The organism is Candidatus Accumulibacter sp. ACC005 (assembly GCF_907163215.1).
Lineage (GTDB): Bacteria > Pseudomonadota > Gammaproteobacteria > Burkholderiales > Rhodocyclaceae > Accumulibacter > Accumulibacter regalis.
This window is the reverse complement of sequence record NZ_CAJQUB010000006.1, coordinates 467,659-484,731: the sequence shown is the minus strand read 5'-3', so window position 1 is coordinate 484,731 and position 17,073 is coordinate 467,659. Positions and strand designations below refer to the sequence as shown.

General features: G+C 66.2%; 17 protein-coding genes. 8 read left to right on the top strand and 9 right to left on the bottom strand.

The window, feature by feature from the left end; all coding sequences use genetic code 11:
• Positions 1-249 precede the first annotated feature (249 nt).
• The 5 genes from QZ613_RS09290 (at position 250) to phnE (ending at position 6,644) form a co-directional block, all read left to right on the top strand.
• Positions 250-1,608, top strand: coding sequence for a dicarboxylate/amino acid:cation symporter (locus tag QZ613_RS09290; RefSeq protein WP_291865613.1), 1,359 nt, complete (start codon positions 250-252; stop codon positions 1,606-1,608).
• Positions 1,609-1,677: 69 nt separating this feature from the next.
• Positions 1,678-3,168 carry an amino acid racemase gene (locus tag QZ613_RS09285; RefSeq protein WP_291982084.1) on the top strand — a complete coding sequence of 497 codons (1,491 nt, stop codon included), beginning with the start codon at positions 1,678-1,680 and terminating at the stop codon, positions 3,166-3,168.
• 160 nt (positions 3,169-3,328) lie between these two features.
• The gene (locus tag QZ613_RS09280) at positions 3,329-4,198 is read left to right on the top strand and encodes a putative selenate ABC transporter substrate-binding protein (protein WP_043569535.1); all 870 of its coding nucleotides are present in this window, start codon (positions 3,329-3,331) and stop codon (positions 4,196-4,198) included.
• A 5-nt stretch (positions 4,199-4,203) separates the two neighbouring features.
• Positions 4,204-5,031: an ATP-binding cassette domain-containing protein gene (locus tag QZ613_RS09275; RefSeq protein ID WP_291865608.1), complete on the top strand. Its 828-nt coding sequence runs from the start codon at positions 4,204-4,206 to the stop codon at positions 5,029-5,031.
• Positions 5,028-6,644, top strand: a complete 1,617-nt coding sequence (gene phnE, locus QZ613_RS09270) for a phosphonate ABC transporter, permease protein PhnE (RefSeq protein ID WP_291865606.1) — start codon at positions 5,028-5,030, stop codon at positions 6,642-6,644. Before QZ613_RS09275 ends, phnE begins: the two co-directional genes overlap by 4 nt.
• 74 nt (positions 6,645-6,718) lie before the next feature.
• On the opposite strand, the gene QZ613_RS09265 is transcribed toward phnE, so the two are convergent.
• On the bottom strand, positions 6,719-7,378 hold the full coding sequence (locus QZ613_RS09265; RefSeq protein WP_043569532.1) for a peroxiredoxin: 660 nt from the start codon (positions 7,376-7,378) through the stop codon (positions 6,719-6,721).
• Between the two features lie 138 nt (positions 7,379-7,516).
• Entirely contained in the window at positions 7,517-8,557 is a 1,041-nt protein-coding gene (locus QZ613_RS09260; RefSeq protein ID WP_043569530.1) for an MBL fold metallo-hydrolase, read from the bottom strand.
• Between the two features lie 195 nt (positions 8,558-8,752).
• Between QZ613_RS09260 and QZ613_RS09255 the strand changes: the two genes are divergently transcribed.
• Positions 8,753-10,273 (top strand): nodulation protein NfeD, encoded by a 1,521-nt coding sequence (locus QZ613_RS09255; protein ID WP_324593285.1) that lies wholly within the window; start codon positions 8,753-8,755, stop codon positions 10,271-10,273.
• Positions 10,270-11,040: a slipin family protein gene (locus QZ613_RS09250; RefSeq protein WP_043569528.1), complete on the top strand. Its 771-nt coding sequence runs from the start codon at positions 10,270-10,272 to the stop codon at positions 11,038-11,040. The genes QZ613_RS09255 and QZ613_RS09250 overlap by 4 nt, the downstream gene beginning before the upstream one ends.
• Positions 11,041-11,051: 11 nt before the next feature.
• On the opposite strand, the gene QZ613_RS09245 is transcribed toward QZ613_RS09250, so the two are convergent.
• The 7 genes from QZ613_RS09245 to QZ613_RS09215 form a co-directional block, all read right to left on the bottom strand.
• Positions 11,052-11,834, bottom strand: coding sequence for an alpha/beta hydrolase (locus QZ613_RS09245; protein ID WP_291982135.1), 783 nt, complete (start codon positions 11,832-11,834; stop codon positions 11,052-11,054).
• Positions 11,835-11,940: 106 nt separating this feature from the next.
• On the bottom strand, positions 11,941-12,660 hold the full coding sequence (locus QZ613_RS09240) for an AAA family ATPase (protein ID WP_291982082.1): 720 nt from the start codon (positions 12,658-12,660) through the stop codon (positions 11,941-11,943).
• Positions 12,657-12,944, bottom strand: coding sequence for a hypothetical protein (locus tag QZ613_RS09235; protein ID WP_291982079.1), 288 nt, complete (start codon positions 12,942-12,944; stop codon positions 12,657-12,659). The genes QZ613_RS09240 and QZ613_RS09235 overlap by 4 nt, the downstream gene beginning before the upstream one ends.
• A gap of 92 nt (positions 12,945-13,036) precedes the next feature.
• On the bottom strand, positions 13,037-14,230 hold the full coding sequence (locus QZ613_RS09230) for a multidrug effflux MFS transporter (protein ID WP_291982077.1): 1,194 nt from the start codon (positions 14,228-14,230) through the stop codon (positions 13,037-13,039).
• Positions 14,231-14,252: 22 nt separating this feature from the next.
• On the bottom strand, positions 14,253-15,062 hold the full coding sequence (locus tag QZ613_RS09225) for a ferritin-like domain-containing protein (RefSeq protein ID WP_043569521.1): 810 nt from the start codon (positions 15,060-15,062) through the stop codon (positions 14,253-14,255).
• Positions 15,059-15,649, bottom strand: a complete 591-nt coding sequence (locus QZ613_RS09220) for a DUF2946 family protein (RefSeq protein WP_291868387.1) — start codon at positions 15,647-15,649, stop codon at positions 15,059-15,061. The genes QZ613_RS09225 and QZ613_RS09220 overlap by 4 nt, the downstream gene beginning before the upstream one ends.
• 78 nt (positions 15,650-15,727) lie before the next feature.
• Positions 15,728-16,210 carry a glutathione peroxidase gene (locus QZ613_RS09215; RefSeq protein ID WP_043569597.1) on the bottom strand — a complete coding sequence of 161 codons (483 nt, stop codon included), beginning with the start codon at positions 16,208-16,210 and terminating at the stop codon, positions 15,728-15,730.
• A 188-nt stretch (positions 16,211-16,398) separates the two neighbouring features.
• On the opposite strand from QZ613_RS09215, the gene QZ613_RS09210 reads away from it, so the two are divergent.
• Complete coding sequence (locus QZ613_RS09210; RefSeq protein WP_291868382.1) at positions 16,399-17,016, top strand: hypothetical protein; 618 nt, start codon at positions 16,399-16,401, stop codon at positions 17,014-17,016.
• Positions 17,017-17,073: the final 57 nt, after the last annotated feature.

Here is a 17,073-nt window from a genome sequence, read left to right as displayed (position 1 = left end):
ATCAGTTTTCTCCATGTTAACCGGGAAGCGCCGGTCCCATGCAAAGTTTGCATGGGCTGTTCAAGAATGGAACTGGACGAGGCGTCGAGCGCTCCGTATAACGTGCGGTCGAGGTCGATGAGCGGGGCCAGAGTCCCGTGACTGAGCTGCTGCCCGCCTGGGCCCTGCGGGTCCGGCAGCGTTTTGGGTCAGCTGATACGGCAACTTAACCATGGCTCGGACGTCCCGAGCCCAGATCAGGAGGAAACGATGGGGAATTCACCGACACGCGCCCGCAGCGGGATGTTCGCATTCTGGACGGGCATGCAGCTCTGGAAACAGATTTTCATCGCCTTGACACTGGGCCTGGTCTTTGGCGTGGTGCTCAATCAGACGGGCAACGCGGACCTTGCCAAAAGCATCAAGCCGGTTGGCGACCTGTTCATCCGTGGCATCAAGATGCTGATCGTGCCGCTGATCTTCGTTTCCCTGGTCACCGGCGTGGCGTCGCTGCGCGATTTGTCGACCATGGGCCGCCTGAGCCTGAAGACCATCGCTCTCTATCTCGGCACGACGGCGGTGGCAATCACCATCGGCCTCGTTCTGGCGACGGTCTTCGAGCCGGGTGTGGGAATCGACCTCGGCGCTGGCAAGGCCGTCGTGGCCAAGGAGGCGCCCACGGCAGTGGATACGATTCTCGGCCTCATACCGACGAATCCGATGGCGGCCTTTGCCGAAGGCAACGTCCTGCAGATCATCGTTTTCGCCATCTTTGTCGGTATATCGATCACGCTCGCCGGAGACGCTGCCAAGCATGTGCGCAACTTCTTCGAATCGGCCGCCGAGGTGATCTACAAGCTGACGTCGATCGTCATTTCCTTCGCCCCCTACGGCGTCTTCGCACTGATGACCTGGGTTGCCGGTACCTACGGGATGGACGTTCTTGCCCCGCTGGCAAAAGTGATTGCCATGGTCTACGTCGGCTGTGTCATCCACGCCGTGGTCGTCTATGCCGGACTGATCAGGTTCGTCGCCGGCCTCAATCCGGTACGCTATTTCCAGGGCGCCGTCGAACCGATGATGGTCGCCTTCACGAGCACTTCGAGTTCGGGAACGCTGCCGGTGACGATGATGTCCTGCGAGCGCAACCTCGGGGTCTCGCGTAGCGTTTCAAGCTTCGTGTTGCCCCTCGGCGCGACCATCAACATGGACGGTACGGCCCTGTATCAGGGAGTTTGCGCCGTGTTCATCGCGCAAGCCTACGGCCTGGACCTGAATTCCAGCCAGTACCTGACGATCATCCTTACGGCCACCCTGGCGTCGATCGGGACGGCCGGGGTCCCCGGCGCCGGCCTGATCATGCTTTCTCTGGTGCTGACCTCGGTCGGCTTGCCGCTGGAGGGGGTGGCGATCATTGCCGGTATCGACCGCATCCTCGACATGGCCCGTACGGCGCTGAACGTGACCGGCGACTGCGCAGTCGCTTGCGTGGTTGCCCGCAGCGAGGGCCAACTCGATGAGACGGTCTTCAACCGAGCACATGTTCTGCGCGCCGACGCCGATGTCGTCGGCGCCCCGGAAGCGGGCAGGGAAGCGGTCGCGGCGCCGTCCTCACAATCCACCAATTGAGCGGCCGGAGGGGGCACCGGTAGTCTCCGCTCCCTCTGCGCGCTCCAGCCTTCCTTTTTCAGGTACGAGATGAGCAAGCGGCGATTCGCGGCGACCAATGACAGCAAGACCCTGGGTAAACACCGCTATGGCGTGGTCGGCGGCCTGGGGGTCGTCGCTGGCGCCGACCTGCTGCTGAAGATGATTGGCGCGACTCAGCGCAGGCCGGACATGCGTGACGTCGACATCGCTTTCGAGCAGCGGCACTTCGATAGCGGGCCAAGCATTGCTGACGAGAACTACAATCCAGGCCGGCGCAAGTTCTACGTCTACAACACGCTCAAGGACATGGAGGCGCGCGGCATCGACACCGCCCTGGTGCCGTGCTTTGTGTCGCACACCTTCCTGAGCGAGATCACGCCCGAGCTCGACATGCGCGTGATCAGCCTCTTTGACGCCCTGCGTGAGTGGCTGGCGCGCGAGCATCCGGCGCTGCAGACGATTGGCGTATTGACTTCGACCTACGTGCAGAAATCGGCAATCTTCGAGCGCCAGTTGGGCTCCCGATACCAGATCGTCTACCCGCATCCGGCAGTGCAGTCCGACAAGCTGATGCGTGCCATCTACGGCCCCAGCGGGGTCAGGGCGGGACACCACGGCGGCGAGTGCGTCGAACTCCTCGCCGAGGCCTGTCATTGCCTGGTTGCCAGCGGTGCGCAGATCATCGTCCCCGGTCTGACCGAAGTGTCGGTCCTGATCGACTCGCTGCGCCCGCTGCTTGCCGTTCCGGTCGTCGATTCCAATCTCGTCTATGCCGAGTATGCGCTGGGCTGCGAAGCGGCGCCGCCGGTGCGCGAGTTCAAACTCGGGGTGGTGGGTGGCGTCGGGCCGGCAGCGACGGTCGATTTCATGCACAAGGTCGTGCGCCTGACCGGCGCTGCGCGCGACCAGGACCACATCAAGATGATGGTCGAGCAGAATCCGCAGATTCCCGATCGGACCGCCAACTTGATCGGCAGCGGCGCTGACCCGACGATCTCGCTGCTGGCCACCTGCAAGCAGCTCGAAGCGGGTGGCGCAAACGCCGTGGCCATCCCCTGCAACACGGCGCACGCCTTCGTCGACCGCATCCAGCCCTACCTCGAAATTCCGATCGTGAACATGCTGTCCGAAGTGGTTCAGCATATCCGCTCGCAGATGCCTGCCGTCGGCCGAGTGGGGTTGCTGGCGACTTCGGGAACGGTGAGCAGCGGCGTGTATCGCGACGTTGCCGAGGCGGCAGGGCTGCGCCTGCTGGTTCCCGACGACGCGGTCCAGGATCTGGTCATGGCGGCGATCTACGGCGAGCGGGGGGTCAAGGCGGGATTCACCTCCGGCGTGTGCAGCGACCATCTGGCGACGGCGATCGACCACCTGGCCAGCAAGGGTGCCGAAGTGATCATTCTCGGCTGTACCGAACTACCGCTGATTGCCATCGATGTCGCCGTACGGCGATCGATCGTACTTCTCGACCCCACGGAAATCCTGGCCGCCCGCTGCGTCGCGCTCGCCGGCGCGTCGACCGTGGAAGTTCGTCGGTGAGGGGACGGACGTCCTCGCTTGCCTGATCGTGTGCGCCCGGCTATAGTCCGCCGGCGGTCCAGGTACCGCTTTGATTCTTGCTAGCGGCCGCGCTTCGACGCCGGCCGCGTTCAAGCTGCGGCCCACTCCGTGCCGTGGCGGGTCTTTACAGGGAGTTCCAATGGTCCACTTCTCGCGCCGCCTGGCGCTCAAGAGCGCGCTTGTCTGCGCCCTCGTCAGCTTATTTTTCAACACCGCTGCGGCTGCTGACGCCGTGCTGCGCGTCTCGGCGATTCCCGACGAGGCGCCGACCGAACTGCAGCGCAAGTTCGCGCCGCTCGGCAAGTATCTCGAGAAGGAGCTGGGGATGAAGGTCTCCTTCGTTCCGGTGTCCGACTACGCGGCCGTCGTCGAAGCGCTGGCCAGCGACAAGCTCGATCTGGCGTGGCTTGGCGGTTTTACCTTCGTGCAGGCCAACATCCGCACCAAGGGAACGGCCCTCCCGATCGTGCAGCGCGAGGAAGACGCCAGGTTCACCTCCAAGTTCATTACCGCCGACCCGAACATCAAGACACTGGCCGACACCCGGGGCAAGGTCTTCGCCTTTGGCTCGCCGTCGTCGACTTCCGGCCACCTGATGCCGCGCTACTTCCTGATGCAGGACGGCATCAATGCCGACAGCGACTTCAAGAACGTCGCCTTCTCGGGCGCGCATGACGCGACGGTGGCGTTCGTCGCTTCGGGAAAGGCCGACGCCGGGGTGCTCAATGCATCGGTCTGGGCGAAGCTGGTCGAGCAGCAGAAGGTCGATGCGAAGGTGCGCGTGATCGCCACGACGCCGCCGTACTTCGACTACAACTGGACCGTGCGCGGCGATCTCGATCCGGCGCTGATCAGGAAGATCGAGGCGGCTTTCCTGAAGCTTGACGCCAGTAACCCGGAGCACGCCGAGATTCTCGCCCTGCAGAGGGCGACGAAGTTCATCCCGACGAAAAAGGAGAACTACGCCGGCATCGAGCAGGCAGCGAAAGCGGCTGGCCTGCTGAAGTAGTCCGCTTGTTTCGCCTGCATGACGTCGGCCTGACGCACGGCAACGGCTTCGTCGCCCTGCGCGAGGTCGCCATGGCGGTTCAGGCCGGCGAACAGCTCGCCATCGTCGGTCCTTCGGGGGCGGGCAAGACCACCCTGCTGCGCCTGATCGGTGCCGCCCTGCGTCCGAGCAGGGGGTCCATCGATCTGCACGGCGACGATCCGTGGACGCTGTCGGCGGCCGAGCTGCGTCGCTTGCGCGCGCGCATCGGCGTGGCGCATCAGGCACCCCCGCTGCCCCTGCGGCAGCGCGTGGTGACCGCGGTTCTCGCCGGCCGCCTCGGGCAGTGGCCGTGGTGGAAGGGAATCGCCTCGCTGGCTTATCCCGTCGATATCGTCGGCGCACGCGCGGCGCTGGCGCGACTCGACCTCGGCGAACGGATTTTCGATCGCTGTGACCGCCTCTCGGGCGGTCAACTGCAGCGCGTCGGCATTGCCCGCGTGCTTTATCAGCAAGCGCAGCTGGTCCTTGCCGACGAGCCGGTCTCTGCCCTCGACCCGGCGCTGGCGCTGCACACCGTGCAGGTGTTGAGCAGTGACGCCGCGGCGCGCGGGGCGACGCTGGTCGCCAGTCTGCACGCCGTCGACCTGGCGCTGTCGTGTTTTCCGCGCATCGTCGGCATGCGCGACGGGCGGATCGCTTTCGACCGCCCGGTCGCCGAGGTCGACGAAACGCTGCTGAGCGCGCTCTACGCCACCGAAGGCGGCGGCTTGCCGCTGCTCGCTGGCGAGCCGGCAACGCCTGCGTTGCCGCTTGCCGCGGGTGGGCCACGGCGCGGCACCTGCTGGCGGTGAAGCACCCGCGCGACCCGGCAGCGCCCGGGCGGGTCGCCGCTGCGTTGCTGGCGTTGGTCATCCTCTGGCCGCTGGCGGTGGTCGGCGAATTTCGGCCGTGGATCCTCTTCGAAGCGCAGAACCTGCGCGTCATGGGCGGCTTTCTCGCCGCTTTTTTGCCGCCTGCAAGCGGAAGCGAGTTTCTTGCCTATCTCGGCCGCGCGACGCTCGAAACGCTGGCCATCGCCAGCGCGGGCATGGCGCTGGCCTTCGTCCTCGCCGTGCCGCTGGCCATGGCCACGACGCAGGCCCTGTCGATTTCACGCCTCGGTCCGGGAGCGGGGCGGCGCCGTGGCGAGTGGCTGCGGGCGGCCCTGCGCATGTTGCTGGTCGTCCTGCGTGGCCTCCCCGAGCTGGTCTGGGCGCTGCTTTTCGTACGCGTCTTCGGCCTTGGGCCGGCCGCCGGCGTTCTCGCGCTGGGGCTGACCTACGGCGGCATGCTGGCCAAGGTCTATGCCGAAATTCTCGAGTCCGGCGACAGCCGGCCGGCGCGGGCGCTGCTCGAAGCCGGCGGCAGCCGCCTGCAGGCGCTGTGCTACGGCCTGCTCCCTGGTGCTGCGCAGGAACTGACTTCCTACACCGTCTATCGCTGGGAGTGCGCGGTGCGTGCTTCGGTGGTCATGGGCTTTGTCGGCGCCGGCGGGCTCGGCCAGCTCATGGATCAGTCGATGCGCATGCTCAACGGCGGCGAGGCGGCAAGCATCCTGCTCACCTTCCTGCTCCTGGTGCTCGCCGCAGACGCGCTCTCCGGCCTCTTGCGCCGGCAACTGGGCGACGGCGCTGCCCGCGCCGGCGCTCTGGCCGTCGGCCCACGGGCGCTGGCGTGGTTGCTGCTGCTCGGCAGTGCGTTGCTGGCCAGCTATGTCTGGCTTGACCTGGGCCTTGCCGCCTTGCTCAGCCGCGCGGCGCTGGCGTCGATGGCCGACTACTTTCGTGCCTTCTTCCCGCTCGATCTCTCGTCCGGCTGGTTGGCGAAAGTCGCCTGGGGGTCCCTGGAAACGGTCGCCATTTCCGCCCTGGGGACGCTGCTCGCGGCGCTAGCCGGCCTGCTCCTGGCCTTGCCGGCGTCGGGGCGCTACGGGCAGGGCCTGGAGCAGCTGACGCGTTTTCTGCTCAACGCCCTGCGCTCGGTGCCGGAACTGGTGTGGGCGACGCTGATGGCGCTGGCGGCCGGGCTGGGTCCGTTTGCCGGCATTCTGGCCTTGGCGCTGCATACCAGTGGCGTGCTCGGGCGCCTGTTCGCTGAGGCCTTGCAGAACGCGCCGCCACGGCCTCGCGACGCCCTGCTCGAAGCCGGCGCGCCGTCCGCTGCCGCCTTCCTCTACGGCACTCTGCCGGAGGTATCGGCGCAGCTCATCGCCTACTCCCTCTACCGCTGGGAAATGAATATCCGAATGGCCGCCATTCTCGGTTTCGTCGGCGCCGGTGGCCTGGGGCAACTGCTCTACGTCGAGCTGTCGCTCTTTCACTACGCGCAGGCGAGCACGGTGATTGCCGCCATGCTCGTCCTTTCGGTTGCCGTTGACGCCGGCAGTGCCTGGCTGCGTCGCTGGCTGGCTGCGCCGGGCGCCTGACGGCTTTGCCGGTGCTTGCCGGCAGCGCGGTCGCGTCTTCGGCGTTCCCGGCCGCCAAGTCGCCTACGCCCGGCCTATTTGGGCTGGGTGACGACGCGCAGGTAAGGCTTGAGCGTTTTCCAGCCGCTTGGATACTTGGCCCTGGCGGCTTCGTCCGACACCGACGTCGGGATGATCACGTCTTCGCCCGGACGCCAGTTCACCGGCGTGGCCACCGTGTGCTTGGCGTTTAGCTGGATCGCATCGAGCGCTCGCAGGACTTCGGAAAAGTTGCGTCCGGCGCTCATCGGATAGGTCATGGTCATTTTTATCTTCTTGTCCGGGCCGATCAGGAATACCGACCGAACGGTGGCGTTATCGACCGCCGTGCGCCCCGCCGCGTTGCCGCTGGCGTTGGGGTGAATCATGTCGTAGAGCTTGGCGACGACCAGCTCGGTATCGCCGATCAGCGGGTAGTTCAGCGCCGTGCCCTGGGTTTCGGCGATGTCGTCGGCCCAGCGCAGGTGATCTTCGACGCTGTCGATCGACAGGCCGATGACCTTGGTGTTGCGGCTGTCGAAATCCGGCTTGAGCCGGGCGAGATAGCCGAGCTCGGTGGTGCACACGGGGGTGAAATCCTTGGGGTGGGAAAAGAGGATGGCCCAGCTGTCACCGATCCATTCGTGGAAATGAATCGTGCCTTCGGTGGTCGGGGCAGTGAAGTCCGGCGCTTCGTCGCCTATGTGTAGGCCCATGGTTTGCTCCTTCTTGCTGTGCGTGGGAAAAAAGGCGGAGGTAACAGTGCGAATAAAGAGCCAAGGAGGGAAGCGCCAGCGATGGCCGCCTGTGCGCCACTGCCTTTGCCCGTGGTCGACTTGCCACCCTCGATTGACCTACGGCTCCGCTCCCGAGTTCAACGGATAGGCGGCCACGCGCCAGGCTTTCATGCCGCCGTCGAGGGCCACCACGTGCGGGAACCCCATCTCGCGCAGGGTCGCTGCCGCGAGAGTCGACACCTGACCCAGTTCGCAGCAGGTGAGGATGCGCCGCGTCGGGTCGGGCAGCTCCTGGTTGACCCGCAACTCGAGCTGACCGCGCGGCAGCAGGCGGGCGCCGGGGACATGGCCGCTCTCGTAGGCTTCGCGCTCGCGTACGTCGAGGACGATCAAGTCCTCGTCGGCGGCTTCGACGCGCGCCTTGAGCTCGGGCAGGGACATGAACGGCACTCGGGCAGCAGCCTCGGCGAGCAGCTGGGCGACCGACTTGCCACCGCTCATGTTGGTGCGCAGCGCCTCGGTGACATGCCTGGGCATCGACAGGTTGAGCTCGCGCATCATGTCGACGAAGGCGGCACGGTCACGCTTCTGCAAGCGCGGGTTGCTGGCGATTTCCTCGCCGATGGTCGAGCTTTGCCGGCCCTTGTAGTCGTGCGCCGGGAACACCCTGACCTTGGGCTCGAGTTTCAGCAGGCGCTGGAAGAGGCTGTCGTAGAGGGCTTCCGGATCGCCGCTGGGCAGGTCGGTGCGTCCCGTTCCTCCGATCAGCAAGGTGTCGCCGGTGAAGACGCTGTCCTCGATCTGCAGACACATCGAGTCGCTGGTGTGACCGGGCGTGTGCATCACCTGCAGGCGCAGCCGCCCGAGCATCACCATTTCGCCGTCGCCAATGCGCATATCGACGAAGGGCGCGGCACTCGTTCGGTACATCAGTACCGGTACCGCCAACTGTCGGGCCAGTTGCCGGGTTGCCGAGAAATGGTCGGCATGGGTGTGGGTGTCGATCAGGTAACGGATACGCAGGCCGTCGCGGGCGGCGAGCGCCAGATAGTGGTCGATCTGGCTGATTTCCGGATCGATCAGGGCCGCCGAGCTGCTGTCGCTGCAGCCGACGAGGTAGGACTGGCAGCCGCCAGTGGCGATTTGTTCGAGAATCATTTCGTCATCCTCCTGTCTGGCCAAGGAAAGCCTCACCCCTGCGCAAGGCCGGACCGCGCCCGGCGGGTGCTTGTGTGCCATGGTAGCGCAGCTTGGCGACGCTCGCGTGATGCAGAAAAGAAAGCGTGCGGCAGGTGTTTGGGCTACTTTGAGGTGAGGGCAATTGCGGCATTCCAATCCTGAAAGGGGAAACGGATGAAGGCGCTGTTCAGTCGTCCCGCAGGACGATGGTCCATCGTTGGCGGTCGCGGCACCTGGCCACGGCTGCTGTGCTTGCTGGTGCTGCTGGCGATGTCGGGGCTGCCGGGTATGGCCGGCAGCGGCCCGGACGTTGCGCCGGCTGCGCCGGTGATCGTGCTCACCGTCCAGGACGCGATCGGTCCGGCCAGCGCCGATTACGTCGTGCGCAGTCTGCAGCACGCGCGCGACCAGGGTGCGCCGTTGGTCGTCCTGCGGATCGATACGCCGGGTGGGCTGGATAGCGCGATGCGCCAGATTGTCCAGGCCATTCTCGCCTCGCCGGTGCCGGTGGTGTCCTACGTCAGCCCGCAGGGCGCGCGGGCGGCGAGCGCCGGCACCTACATCCTCTACGCCAGTCACCTCGCGGCGATGTCGCCAGCGACGACCCTGGGTGCCGCGACGCCGGTCTCCATCGGACTGCCGGGAGGCACGCCGAATCGCCCGGAGCCGCCGCCCTCGTTGCCGGCGCCGGCAGCCGCGCCCGCTTCTAAGCCTGCTTCCGAGCCTCCTTCCAGGCCCGTTCCGGCCTCCGAACCCCCTCCGGCGGCAGCACCGCTCGCCGGCGACGCGATGAAAACCAAGCAGGTCAACGACGCTGCGGCTTTCATCCGCGGCCTCGCGCAGCAGCACGGTCGCAATGCCGAGTGGGCCGAGCGTGCGGTGCGCGAAGCGGTCACCCTGACCGCTTCCGAAGCCTTGCGCGAGAAGGTCATCGACGCCGTTGCCGCCGATCTTCCCGATCTGCTGAGCCAGATCGACGGTCGCAGCGTGCAGATGCAGAGCGGCAGGCTGACGCTGGCCACGCGCGGTCTGGAGACGCGGGAGGTGCTACCCGATGCGCGGCACCGGCTGCTGTCGGTGATCGCCAACCCGAGCTTTGCGCTGATCCTGATGATGATCGGCATCTACGGCCTGATCTTCGAGTTCTCATCGCCGGGTTTCGGTGTTCCCGGCACGGTCGGCGCGATCTGTCTCTTGCTGGCCATGTTTGCGCTGCAGATGCTGCCGGTCAACTACGCCGGCCTGGCGCTGATCGTACTGGGTATCGGCTTGATGGCCGCCGAGTTACTGACGCCGACCTTTGGCGTCCTCGGGGTCGGTGGCGTTGCCGCGTTCATCGCCGGTGGCCTGCTCCTTTTCGATCGTGATGTGCCGGGGTTGGGTGTGCCGCTGCCGCTGCTCTTCGGCCTGGCCGCCAGTTCCGCGGCGTTGATCCTGCTCGGCGGCAGCATGGCCCTGCGTGCACGCCGCGCGCCGGTGGTCAGCGGCCGCGAGGAGATGATCGGCGCCAGCGGCGAGATCGCCTCGGTAGACGGCGACGAGGTCTGGGTGCAGGTGCACGGCGAGCGCTGGCGCGTGCGCGCCAGCGGCCCGCTGCGCGCGGGCCAGCACGTGCGCATCAGCGCCATCGATGGTCTGACTCTCGAAGTGCAGGCAAACGACGACTCTTCCTCAGCAAAAGGAGAAACACCATGATCTTCGAACTCAACCTCGGACTGGGCGGCGTCCTGGTGCCGATCTTGCTGATTCTGCTCATCGCCTCGCTGCGCATTCTGCGCGAGTACGAGCGCGGTGTGGTCTTCCAGCTCGGCCGTTTCTGGAAGGTCAAGGGGCCGGGACTGGTGATCGTCATCCCCGGCATTCAGCAGATGGTGCGCGTCGACCTGCGGGTGGTGACCATGGACGTCGAGCCGCAGGACGTGATCTCGCGCGACAACGTCTCGGTGAAGGTCAACGCCGTCGTCTTCTTCCGCGTCGTTGACCCGCAAAAGGCGATCATCCAGGTCGAGCAGTTCCTCATGGCCACCTCGCAGCTCGCGCAAACGACCCTGCGCGTCGTTCTCGGCAAGCACGAACTCGACGAGATGCTGGCTGAACGCGAACGGCTCAATCTCGATGTGCAGAAGATCCTCGACGCGCAGACCGACTCGTGGGGAATCAAGGTGACCAACGTCGAGATCAAGCATATCGACCTCAACGAGTCGATGATCCGGGCCATCGCCCGTCAGGCCGAGGCCGAGCGCGAGCGGCGGGCGAAGGTGATCCACGCCGAAGGCGAAAAGGAAGCGGCAGCGGCACTGCTGGAAGCCGCGACGATGCTCGCACAGCGGCCGGAGGCGATGCAACTGCGCTATTTGCAGACCATGACCCAGGTCGCCGGCGACCGGGCAACGACGGTGGTCTTGCCTTTGCCGCTCGACCTGCTCGCCGCCTTGAAACCGAGGGCCACCGCAGATCGTTGATGGCGCCCTGGTCAGGGCGCCTTGTCCGCCAGCAGGAAGTCGACCGCCTGTCGCCACCAGGCGTCGTCGAGGCGAGAAAACCAGTCGTTATGCTCGGCACCGGCGATGACCGCCAGTCGTTTCGGTTCGGCGAGTGCGGCGTAGAGCGCGCGCCCGAACTGGGGCGGGACGATGGTGTCGCCGGCAGCGACGGCGACCAGGACCGGGCGCCCGAACGATGCCAGGTGGGCGACGCTGTCGTAACGGTCGCGCAGCAGCCAGCGCACGGGCAGCAGCGGGTAGTGGTGGGCGGCAACCTCTTCGAGCCGGTCCCACGGCGTGATCAGCAAGAGGCCATCGACCCTCTCCCGCTGGGCGGCGCTGGCGGCCGCTGCCACGCCGGCACCCAGCGATTCGCCAATGACCAGCAACGGTCCACCGTAGCTGCGCTGGGCGAGAGCAATCGTCCGTTCTGCGTCGGCGACCAGGCTCTTCTCGCCCAGGTCGCCGCTGCGCGGGCCGTAAGCCGGATACTCGGCGAGAATGACGCGCAGACCGAGCCGCTTCAGTGCGCCGACGTAGAACTGACGGCGGCCGGCATGGCCGGCGTTGCCGTGGAAAATGATCGCCGTGGCGCGCACCGCGCCGTCGGGCTCGGCGAGCAGGCCGCGGAAGTCGGACGCCGTCGGCCACGGCGACAGGCCGCCGGACGCGCGCTCCATGTCGGCAACGCTGGCGCGCTCGGGGAAGTAGAGGAGCTGGTCCTGGAACATGCTGATTCCTGCCAAAACAATCAGATAGACGAGAAGCACCATGCGCGCAGTACGCACGATACGCACCAGCGGCAAGGCGGCACCGCCCTGCGTACGCGTGTCGCCAGGCGATCCGGCGGGCGGCAGCGACGAAGCGGCCAGCGCAGGCCTACTTCCTGCCGACAAGGCGGGGGTCTTCGAAGAGCGAGGCGATCTCAACCCGGGCAATCTCCGGGTGGTCGGGAACGACGTAGAGAATCGGTGTGATCAGCTCCTCGAAGATGCCGCGCAGGCTGCGCGCGCCGGTCTTGTACTCGATGGCGATTTCGGCGATCTGCTCGAAGACCTTGGGGCCGATGCGCAGGTCGACGCCTTCGCCACGAAAGATCTCGATGTACTGGCGATAGATGGAGTTCTTCGGCACGCTCATGATGCGCACCAGCATCGCCTTGCTCAGCTGATGCAGGTTGGCGATCACCGGCAGGCGCCCGGTGAACTCGGGAATCAGGCCGAACTCGAAGAGGTCGGTTGGTTTCACCCGCTTGTTCAGGCGATCGAGGATGTTCTGGTTGTCGTCGGCCGAGGTGGCGATGAATCCGAAGCCATGGGTCTTGGCCATGATGCTCTCGATGCCGACAAAGGCGCCGCCGCAGATGAACAGCACATTGCTGGTGTCGAGGTACTGATTGTCCTTGAGCTTGACCGGCGAGCCTTCCATGATCTTCAGCAGCGCGTGCTGCACGCTCTCGCCGGAGATCGCCCCGGACTGGGCGTTGGTCGCTTTCAGCTTGTCGATTTCGTCGATGAAGACGATGCCGCGCTGGGCATTCTCGATGTTGCCGTCGGCTCTGTCCAGCAGCCGCCTGCAGGATGGCCTCGATTTCTTCATTGACGTATTTGGTCTGGGCCAGCGAAGTCGCGTCGGCGGTGACGAAGGGAACCTTCAGCAATCCTTGACAGGGTGTCGCAGAGCAAGGTCTTGCCGGTTCCCGAAGGACCGACGAGAAGGACATTGCTCTTGGCGATCGCGCCCTTGTCGTGCGCGAAAGTGGCGATCTTCCGATAGTGCGAGTAGACGGCCACGGCGAGGACCTTCTTGGCGTCTTCCTGGCCGATGACGTACTGATCGAGATACTTGACGATTGCGCTGGGGGTGGTTTCTCTGGCTAGCAAGCGGGTGGTCCCAAAGGTCGACGAAGGGTTGCGGCAGGCGCTTATCTTATGCCGAAACCGGTCCTGGCGTCCGGCTGGCGAAGCGGCTCAACTCACGCGCTGCGCTGGGGCCGGATGAGCATCAGGTAGGACAGCGGCGCGAGTGCCGTGCACATGGCCACCCCCGCCGCCAGCGCCCCGCCACCGCCCGGAAGCGCGTGTCCGACGGCGATGCCGACCACGGCGGCGAGGGTCATCTGCACGCAACCCATCAGCGCCGACGCCGACCCGGCCATGGCCGGATACGGGGCCAGTGCCTTGGCAATCGCGTTCGGCATGACCAGTCCGGTGGCCACGGTACAGAAGAACATCGGCGCGAGGATGGCGGCAATGCTCGTTGCTCCCGAGAACTCCAGGGCCGCCATGCTCGCGCCGGCGACGGCGCCGAGGCAGGCGCCGAAAGCGAGCAAGGTATCGCCTCCGAAGCGCCGGACCAGTCGGCCGGAAGCGAGAGATCCGACGACATAGCCGGCGACGACCAGTCCGAAACACATCCCGTAGACCTCCGGCGTCAGGCCGTACCTCTCGCTGAGCACGAACGACGACGCCGAGATGAAGGCGAACAGCGCGCTGTACGAAAAGGAAAAGGTGAGGACGTAGCCAAGGTAGCTGCGGTTGGCGAGCAGCAGGCGGAAGTTGGCGAGCAGCTGACGGGGATGCGTCGCTCCCGGGTTGCGCTGGACGTTGCTTTCGCGGAGCAGGTGGGCGACGGCAATGACCTGGACGGCACAAACCAGCAGCAGGATGACGAAATTCGACTGCCAGCCGAAGAGTACCGTCAGAAAGCCGCCCAGCGTCGGCCCGAGCAGCGGCGCGATGGCCATCGCCCCGCCCATGTAGGCGATGATGCGCGCCGACTCGGCAGCCCCCCAGACGTCGCGGACGACGGCACGGCCGAGGACCGGTCCGGCGCAGGCGCCTATCGCCTGTACGAAGCGCGCGGCGATGAGCATCTCGATGCTCGGTGCCAGGATGCAGGCGATGGTGGCCAGGCCGTAGATGGCCAGCCCGCCGAGCATCAGCGGCCGGCGACCGAAGCGATCGGAGAGCGGTCCGTAGAACAACTGGCCGACGGCAAAACCGGCCAGGAAGACCGACAGCGTCAGCTGCACGCCGGCCGCGTCGCTGCCGAAGACGCGCGCGAGCGTCGGCAGCGCGGGCAGGTAGAGGTCGGTGGACAGGGGGCCGAGGGCGACCAGGGTCGTGAGCAGCAGCGCGAGGCCGAAAGAGGGCGCCGGGGCAGTCATTCTGCCTCGCCCGGTTGGCGCGTCATGGCGCCTGCAAGGCTGCCAGCTCCCGTTCGTCGAAGCCCGCTGCGCGGCGCGCTTCAAGGTTGAAAGGTCCGCGCAGGCGAGGCGCACGATAACGCTGCGCGAGCTCGGCGTAGCAGGTCACCGGGTCCAGCCCGCGTTCTGTGCACAGCCAGCGGTACCAGCGGTTGCCGATGGCGACGTGGCCGATCTCGTCGGCGAGGATGATGGCCAGGATCGCCGCGCCGCGCTGGTCGCCGACGTTTTTCAGCTTGTCGCGAATCGGCGGTGCCGCGTCGAGGCCGCGCGCTTCGAGCGTTCGCGGCACCAGCGCCAGCCGGGCCAGGACATCGTTGCTGGTCCGCTCGGCCATTTCCCAAAGGCCGTCGTGGGCGGGAAAGTCGCCGTAGGCGTAGCCCATCGCTTGCAGATGTTCGCTGAGCAGAGAGAAGTGGCGGGCCTCTTCGCCAGCGACGCCGATCCACTGGCGATAGAAGTCGGCCGGCATGGCGTCGAAGCGCCAGACGATGTCGAGCGCCAGATTGACGGCATTGAGTTCGATGTGAGCCAGCGAATGGATCAGCGCGGCACGTCCTTCGACGCTGTTCACCGGCCGCCTGGCGAGTTGTGCGGGTGGCACCAGCGCTGGCCGGGCCGTGCGGCCGGGAAGCGTCTCCACCGCCAGTCGGCGCGTGTCGGGCACGGCGACGATCTGGCCGTCGTCGCCCAGCGCAGAGGGTGGCGTCAGCAAGATACTGTCGACCGCCTGGCACTTTTCGTCGGCGACCGGTAACAGCAGCGCGTCGAGCGCGAGCTGCCGCAGGGTCAAGGCGCAGCTCCGGGCGGTGCTTCCTGCGGTGAGGCAATGAAGCCGTAGCGTTGCGCGACTTCACAGCGGCGCACCGTTCGCACGGGAACGCGTTGCCCTTGCCAAACGAGGGTCAGCGCGCTGATCTCGCCAGGCTCTTGCGCGATGGCCGCGAGCAGGGCGTCGTCGTCGGCGACGGCGCCGTCCGCCAGGCGCAGGCAGGGGAGCAGGGCCGGCAGGTCGCGGTCGCAGAGCAGCGCGATCCCGGGCGGTATTTCGAGCAGCAGATTGCCTTCCTCGTCAATGGCGGCGCCGCGCAGTTCGCTGACCGTCTCGCCGACCTGCGTTTCGAGGCGATTCGGTGCCGGCAGGTGCACAACCCATGGCGTGTAGTCGAGAGCGACGAAAACGCGTTGCGGGCCGTTCTGGACGAAGTAGTTGCCGTTCTCGTCGTGCGCGTACTGCCGATTGAGGAAATCGGTGAGGCCGCGATGGCTGAGCGCTTCGCCGCGCATCCGCCAGCGCCCGCGCGGGTCGAGCGACAGCCAGCCGTAGCAGGCCGGTACGTTCGGCCAGCGCAGCATGGCGCTGAAGTCAGGCGTCGGCACTGGCGGCTTGCGTCACCGGGGGCGGAAGCGCTTGCCGGACGCAGGCCTGGCCGGGCTCCGAGGTCGCTTGCGCAGGTTTCACAGGAGGGCTTCGATGTCCTTGGCGATGCTCTCCGGCGCGGTCGCCGACGCGTAGCGCTCGATCACCTCGCCCTGGCGGTTGACCAGGAACTTGGTGAAGTTCCATTTGATGCCTTCGCTGCCGAGCAGGCCGGGAGCGGCCTTCTTGAGATACTGGTAGAGCGGGTGGGCGTGCTCGCCGTTGACGTCGATCTTGGCAAACATCGGGAAGGCGACGCCGTAGTTCTTCTGACAGAAGCTGGCGATTTCGTCGGCTTCGCCGGGTTCCTGTGCACCGAACTGGTTGCACGGGAAGCCCAGCACCTCGAGGCCGCGCGGGTGATAGCGCTGGTAGATGTCCTCGAGGCCTTCGTACTGCGGCGTGAAGCCACAGTTGCTGGCCGTGTTGACGATCAGCAGAACCTTGCCGGCGTAGTCGGCAAGCGACTGAACGCCCCCTTCAAGGCGCTCGGCGGAGAACTCGTAGATCGGTGCGCTCATGGTCATCGTCTCCTGGAGAGTGGCGGAGTGGCGGAGTCTGAAAGTCGGTGGAGGAAGAGAAGTGTACCGAGAAATCGCCACCCGTGCGTACGCCTGCCCTGCGCTGTAACGCCCTTTGCTTGTTGCGACCTGGGCCATCCCTTCTTACCATTGGCTCATCCGGCAACTCTGAGAAGCGAAGTCGACCGATGAATAGCGCGAAAGTTGTTCCTGGTGCCGGGCGCCGAGTGCTTGTGGCGCAGCTCGTGGTGCTCGCACTGTTGCTCGGCGGTTGCGCCAGCAGGGCGGAAAACGGTGAGCCAGGGCACCGCTTCGGCGAGCGCTCGTGGGACAGCCTGCGTACGGAGATCCAGCTTGCCGAGCCGGCTGCCAACGAAGTGGTCGTGGTCATCAACAACAATGCCGCGCTGGGCAATCACGCCGGGATTTTCGCCGGTGAGCGCCTCAGCGATCCGGCCGGGAGCTACAAGAACGTGCGCGCCAGATCGCCCGATTGGCAGCGGGTCAGCCTTGCCGACTACGTTGCCTATCAAATGGACGATGGCCTGAGAATACAGATTTATCGCTTTACGCTATCCGAGCGGCAGTTTTCAGACGTCGTCGCGCGTCTGCCGGAGGCCGACAGCGCGCTGCCCCTGTTCTGTGGTGCGGCGGTACAGAACGCCCTTGCCGGCATCGGGCCTTTCGCGGGCATCGACGCGACCTGGTGGACCTCGCCGGCCGAGTTGGCGCGGCGACTCGAACCGCTGACCGGCGGCGCGAAGGCAGTCGGTGTCTGCCTGTGGCCCGATGGCCTGCCGTGTTGAGAAGCAAGCATCAGGCGTCGCCGTGCCCGGCTTGAAGTTGGGCGACCCTGGCTCGGG

Bases quoted from the DNA above. Each gene is read 5' to 3' on its own strand.
- QZ613_RS09260 (WP_043569530.1), bottom strand. From the start codon at position 8,557: ATGATTCTCGAACAAATCGCCACTGGCGGCTGCCAGTCCTACCTCGTC.
- QZ613_RS09215 (WP_043569597.1), bottom strand. From the start codon at position 16,210: ATGAGCGCACCGATCTACGAGTTCTCCGCCGAGCGCCTTGAAGGGGGC.
- QZ613_RS09265 (WP_043569532.1), bottom strand. From the start codon at position 7,378: ATGGGCCTACACATAGGCGACGAAGCGCCGGACTTCACTGCCCCGACC.
- QZ613_RS09290 (WP_291865613.1), top strand. From the start codon at position 250: ATGGGGAATTCACCGACACGCGCCCGCAGCGGGATGTTCGCATTCTGG.
- QZ613_RS09285 (WP_291982084.1), top strand. From the start codon at position 1,678: ATGAGCAAGCGGCGATTCGCGGCGACCAATGACAGCAAGACCCTGGGT.
- QZ613_RS09245 (WP_291982135.1), bottom strand. From the start codon at position 11,834: ATGGTGCTTCTCGTCTATCTGATTGTTTTGGCAGGAATCAGCATGTTC.
- QZ613_RS09255 (WP_324593285.1), top strand. From the start codon at position 8,753: ATGAAGGCGCTGTTCAGTCGTCCCGCAGGACGATGGTCCATCGTTGGC.
- QZ613_RS09240 (WP_291982082.1), bottom strand. From the start codon at position 12,660: ATGAAGAAATCGAGGCCATCCTGCAGGCGGCTGCTGGACAGAGCCGAC.
- QZ613_RS09210 (WP_291868382.1), top strand. From the start codon at position 16,399: ATGAATAGCGCGAAAGTTGTTCCTGGTGCCGGGCGCCGAGTGCTTGTG.
- QZ613_RS09280 (WP_043569535.1), top strand. From the start codon at position 3,329: ATGGTCCACTTCTCGCGCCGCCTGGCGCTCAAGAGCGCGCTTGTCTGC.
- QZ613_RS09250 (WP_043569528.1), top strand. From the start codon at position 10,270: ATGATCTTCGAACTCAACCTCGGACTGGGCGGCGTCCTGGTGCCGATC.
- QZ613_RS09230 (WP_291982077.1), bottom strand. From the start codon at position 14,230: ATGACTGCCCCGGCGCCCTCTTTCGGCCTCGCGCTGCTGCTCACGACC.